General features: G+C 74.7%; 6 protein-coding genes. 2 read left to right on the top strand and 4 right to left on the bottom strand.

The window, feature by feature from the left end:
• Positions 1-61: 61 nt before the first annotated feature.
• On the bottom strand, positions 62-970 hold the full coding sequence (locus DZF91_RS28140; protein ID WP_117360147.1) for an LLM class flavin-dependent oxidoreductase: 909 nt from the start codon (positions 968-970) through the stop codon (positions 62-64).
• Positions 971-998: 28 nt separating this feature from the next.
• Between DZF91_RS28140 and DZF91_RS28135 the strand changes: the two genes are divergently transcribed.
• On the top strand, positions 999-1,454 hold the full coding sequence (locus DZF91_RS28135; protein WP_117360146.1) for a MarR family winged helix-turn-helix transcriptional regulator: 456 nt from the start codon (positions 999-1,001) through the stop codon (positions 1,452-1,454).
• Here DZF91_RS28135 and DZF91_RS28130 read toward each other — a convergent pair.
• Complete coding sequence (locus tag DZF91_RS28130) at positions 1,451-2,608, bottom strand: NAD(P)/FAD-dependent oxidoreductase (protein ID WP_117360145.1); 1,158 nt, start codon at positions 2,606-2,608, stop codon at positions 1,451-1,453. The genes DZF91_RS28135 and DZF91_RS28130 overlap by 4 nt on opposite strands.
• A gap of 168 nt (positions 2,609-2,776) precedes the next feature.
• On the opposite strand from DZF91_RS28130, the gene hutI reads away from it, so the two are divergent.
• Positions 2,777-3,940, top strand: a complete 1,164-nt coding sequence (gene hutI, locus DZF91_RS28125) for an imidazolonepropionase (RefSeq protein WP_235834624.1) — start codon at positions 2,777-2,779, stop codon at positions 3,938-3,940.
• A 48-nt stretch (positions 3,941-3,988) separates the two neighbouring features.
• Here the strand turns inward: hutI and DZF91_RS28120 are convergent, their stop codons facing one another.
• Together DZF91_RS28120 and DZF91_RS28115 are read right to left on the bottom strand one after the other, a co-directional pair.
• A complete protein-coding gene (locus DZF91_RS28120) occupies positions 3,989-4,468 on the bottom strand; it encodes a cupin domain-containing protein (protein WP_117360143.1) in 480 nt (159 codons plus the stop codon).
• A 108-nt stretch (positions 4,469-4,576) separates the two neighbouring features.
• Positions 4,577-4,833: flavin reductase family protein (locus DZF91_RS28115; RefSeq protein ID WP_199486949.1), on the bottom strand; the 257-nt coding region annotated here is incomplete at its 5' end.

The raw sequence follows: 4,833 nt of genomic DNA, 5'->3' as shown, positions 1-4,833 counted from the left end.
CGCCCGCCACCGCCGCCCTCCTGCGCCACCTCGCCGACGCCGCGGCCACCGCCGACGGCCATCACCCGGACGCTGCGGAGCGCGCCGCCGCGACCGCCTCCCGGACGGCGGGGACGACCTCGCGCGCCCAGGCGTCCGGCTCGTCGCCGAAGTAGGTGAACCCGGCCGCGCCGTGCTCCAGCACCGCGCCCGTCAGCTCCTCCGCCCACTGCGCGGGCGAGCCGCCGATCCAGCGGCCCTCGGCGTCGCGGGTCGCGGCGAGCGGGCGATCGGTGATCCGGCCCGGCAGGTTGTAGATCGTGCGGATCTCGGACGGGTCGCGCCCCACGGCCGCGGCGGCCTCGTCGATGATCGGCCGGGACCAGCGGTACCGCTCGCTCAGCCAGTCGGCGGCGTGCCCGGGGATCCAGCCGTCCGCCCGGCGGCCGGTGACGGCCAGCGAGCGCGGGCCGTTGGAGCCGGTCCAGATCGGCGGGGCCGGGGCGGCGGCCGGTTCCAACCCCCTGACCTGGTAGAACTCGCCCTCGAAGGTGACCGGTCCGCCGCCGCCCGACAGCGCCCGGACGACCTGGAACGCCTCCTCGAACGCGCGCACGGCCTGGCCCGGCGTCAGCCGCTCGACGCCCATCCGGGCCGCCTCGTCCCACAGCCCGCCCGCGCCGAGGCCGAGGACCACCCGCCCCTGCGACAGCTCCGACAGCGAGGAGACCGTCCGGGCCAGCAGCGGCGCCGGGCGGACCGGCAGGCTGCTGACGTTCGCGAACGCCGACACCCGCCGGGTGCGGCCGAGCAGCACGCCGAGGGTGGCGTAGGCGTCGAGGCGGTCGGCGTAGTACGGGTGGTCGGAGACGCTGACCATGTCGAGGCCGTCCCGGTCGGCGCGTCCGGCCTGCTCCAGCATCGCCGCGGCCGTCCGGACCGCCGAGGAGAGGCCCAGCCCGAAGACAAGTTCGTCACGCGAATCACGCATCGTATTTCCTCCGAGATATCGTGCGGGTATGGGAAGAGCGACGGGTGAGCGGATGGCGGTGGCGACCGCCCTGGTCCGGTCGTCCTTTCTGGTGAACGCCGTGTACGCCGCGGCGGCGCGGGAGTACGGCCTCACCTCGCAGCAGGGCCAGCTGCTCTGCGTCCTGATGCCCCGGCCGATCGGCATGGGCGAGCTCGGCGCCATGCTCGGCCTCGCCAAGTCCAGCCTGACCGGGCTGGTCGACCGCACCGCCCGGCGCGGGCTGGTCCGCCGCGAGCCGGACCCGGACGACGCCCGCGCCGTCCGGGTGGCGCTCACCGAGGCCGGCGCGGCGCTCGCCGACGACTTCTACACCGAGACCTGCCGCCGCGTGGAGGAGCTGCCCGCCGGGTTCAGCGCCGCCGACCGCGACGTCCTGGTCGACCTGCTCGGCCGCGTCGTCGAGGAGAACGACGTCCCCGAGATCTTCATGGACGAGCACTAGCGTCGGCCCGCCGACACGGCCTCCGACGCGGCTTCCGCCGCGGGCACGGCGCCGGACGCGGCCTCGGCCTCCGTCAGGGGCTCGGTGCCGAAGAGCTCCACGAAGCGGTCGATGAACAGGTCGCGCCCCTTGTACTCGGCGACCGTCTCGGCGGAGACCACGAGCGGGCCGTCCGGCGTGGGGAACTGGCCGACGCCGCCATCCGGTCCGAGCGGCAGCAGCACCGACGGGATCGGGGACGGCGTGTACGTCTCGGTCGGCTCCTCGCCGCGCACCCGCGCCGCGATGTTCGCCGCGACGACCTCGGCGTGCCGCATCGCGTACCCGGCCATCTTCGCCTCGTCGAGGTCCGTGACATCGCCCAGTGCGTACACGTTGGGGAAGCCTTCGACGTTCAGGTGCGGGGTGACCCGGACGCGCCCCGCCGGTGTGCGCGCGGCGGCCAGGTCCGGGCCCAGGTGGGACGTCCGGACGTCAACACCGTACGCGCGGAACCAGATGTCGGCCGTGATGCCGTCCACGGTGAACGTCCGCGCGCGGCCCGGCTCGACCGGCGGCTCGGCGCTCAGCCGGGTGCCGAGCCGCAGCCCGATCCCGCGCTCGTCGAGCTGCCGGTGCAGGTCGGCGCGCATCTCCGGGGCGAACGCCGGGACGATCCGCTCGGCCGGGTCCACGATCGTCACCTGCTTGTCCGGCCAGACCGCCTTGATCTCGCCCGCGAGCTCCAGCCCGACCGGTCCCGCGCCGGCGATCAGCACCCGGGCGGCCCCGGCGAGCTCGCGGTGCGTTTCCCGCAACTGCGCCAGCGCCTCGGCCGCCACGTCCGTCCGCGTCTTGGCGGGGTAGGGGTAGCCGGACCCGGACGCCAGCACGACGTGGCCCGCGTCGATCCGCTCCCCGGACTCCAGCGTCACCCCGGCCGCGTCCACCGAGGCGGCGCGGGCCCGCACGACCCGGCCGCGGGACAGCAGCCGGTCGTAGCGGAAGAACATGTTCGGCGCCCACTCCGGCCGCACCAGCGCCCGCAGCGACCCGGCGGAGTGGACGAAGGCGTCCCTCGGCTCCACCAGCACCACGTCGGCGTGCGCGTCCAGCGCCTTGGCGACGGCCGCGCCGCCGTACCCTCCGCCGACCACCACAACGGTCTCGTCCACGATGACCCCTCACTTAAAGTTCGTAGTACGAACCATATTGGTTCGTACTACGAACTGCAAGGGCCGTCCGCGCCGTCCGCCACCGGCCCATGCCGGACGTCTCGGATGCCAGACACCGGCGGAGGGGCGTGGCATGGCGGACGGCTGTGCGGGTGCGATGCTGGGACGGTGAGCATCGTCATCACCGACATCGGGGAACTGGTCACCAACGAGCCCGGACTCGGCGAGGGCCCGCTCGGCATCGTCCGGGACGCGGCGCTCGTCCTGGACGGCGAGCGCGTCGCCTGGGTCGGCCGGGCCGCCGACGCGCCCGCCGCCGACGAGGCGTACGACGCGGGCGGCAACGCCGTCCTGCCGGGGTTCGTGGACTCGCACGCCCACCTGGTCTTCGCGGGGGAGCGCGCCGAGGAGTTCGCCGCGCGCATGTCCGGGCAGCCGTACAAGGCGGGCGGCATCCGCACCACCGTGGCGAAGACGCGCGCCGCGTCCGACGACGAGCTGCGCGCGACCGTCCGGCGGCTGGTGGACGAGATGGCGCGGCAGGGCACCACCACCGTCGAGTGCAAGTCCGGCTACGGCCTCAACGTCGAGGACGAGGAGCGGGCCGTCCGGATCGCGGCGGAGACCGCCGACGAGGTCACCTTCCTCGGCGCGCACGTCGTCCCGCCCGAGTACCAGGACGACCCGGCGGGCTACGTGCGGCTCGTCACCGGCGAGATGCTCGCCAAGTGCGCCCCGCACGCCCGCTGGATCGACGTCTTCTGCGAGCGCGGCGCGTTCGACGCCGACCAGGCGCGCGAGGTGCTGGAGGCCGGGATCAGGGCCGGGCTCATGCCCCGCGTCCACGCCAACCAGCTCGGCGAGGGGCCGGGCGTGCGGCTCGCGGTCGAGCTGGGCGCGGCGTCCGCCGACCACTGCACGTTCCTCAGCGACGAGGACGTCGCGGCGCTCGCCGGCTCGCAGACCGTCGCGACGCTCCTGCCGGGCGTGGAGTTCTCCACCCGGCAGCCGTACCCGGACGCGCGGCGGCTGATCGACGCCGGGGTCACGGTCGCGCTCGCGAGCGACTGCAACCCCGGCTCCTGCTACAGCTCCAGCATGGCGTTCTGCGTCGCGGTCGCCGTCCGGGACATGCGGATGACGCCCGCCGAGGCCGTCTGGGCGGCGACGGCGGGCGGCGCGCGGGCGCTGCGCCGCACCGACGTCGGACGGCTCGGCGTCGGCGCGCGGGCGGACGTGCTCGCGCTGTCCGCCGCGTCCCACATCCACCTGGCCTACCGGCCCGGCGTCCCGCAGGTCGCCGCCGTCTGGAAGCGGGGCCGCCGCGTCTGACCGGTCCGACGACGGCCGACCCATGAGCTACCGGGTCTGACCGTACGGTCAGACCCAGTACGTGTCGTGCTCGATGAAGAACGCGAGACGCTCCTCGTCGGTCATCTCCGCCAGGCGCGGCGTGTTCTCGAAGTAGCCCTCGCGCGGCGCGCCCGGCGAGAAGTGGATCAGCATGGACGCGCGCTCGCCGGACTCGTTCCGGAAGCCGTGCACGCCGCCCTCCGGCACGTGCACCCAGTCGCCGGGGGACGTGTCGAGCCACGTCGTCCCGTCGAAGATCCGGACCGCGCCGGACAGCACGTAGAACGACTCGGAGATCGACCGGTGGAAGTGCGGCGACGGACCGTTCGGCGTCGCGGACATCTCCCACCGGTACAGCCCGAACTTCCCGCCCGTCGAGGCGCCCGTGGCCAGGTAGTGGACGCGGGTGCCGTTCTCGTAGGAGAAGTCCGGCTCGGACGAGTCCGGCCGGTAGGTGGCGCTGGTCTCGCCCTTGTCACCGTGGTAGCGGGGCGCTGGATAGGTCATCGCGAGTCCTCATGATCCGCTGGGCGTTTTTCCGCCGGAGCGTATCCGCTCCGCCCGCCCCGCCGCCCGGACGAGGCGGGGGGACGGGCTGGACCAGGCTCCGTGCCGTCAGCTCAGGTAGCGGCGGTTCACCCTGATCAGCGGGGAGCGGCGGTGCGCCACGTAGTCGGCGGCCAGGACCTCCGCGACGAACAGCGTGTGGTCGCCCGCCTCGATCGTCTGCCGCGTCTCGCACTCCAGCGCCGCCAGCCCGGACGCCACGATCAGCGCGTCCGACAGCGGGCCGCGGTGGTGCGGCTCGGACGCCAGCAGCAGCCGCGCCGACGGCCGCCCCGCCGCCGCGAACCGGCCGGCCAGCGCCCGCT

Source organism: Actinomadura logoneensis (assembly GCF_003428695.1).
Lineage (GTDB): Bacteria > Actinomycetota > Actinomycetes > Streptosporangiales > Streptosporangiaceae > Spirillospora > Spirillospora logoneensis.
This window is presented reverse-complemented; position numbering and strand designations above follow the sequence as displayed.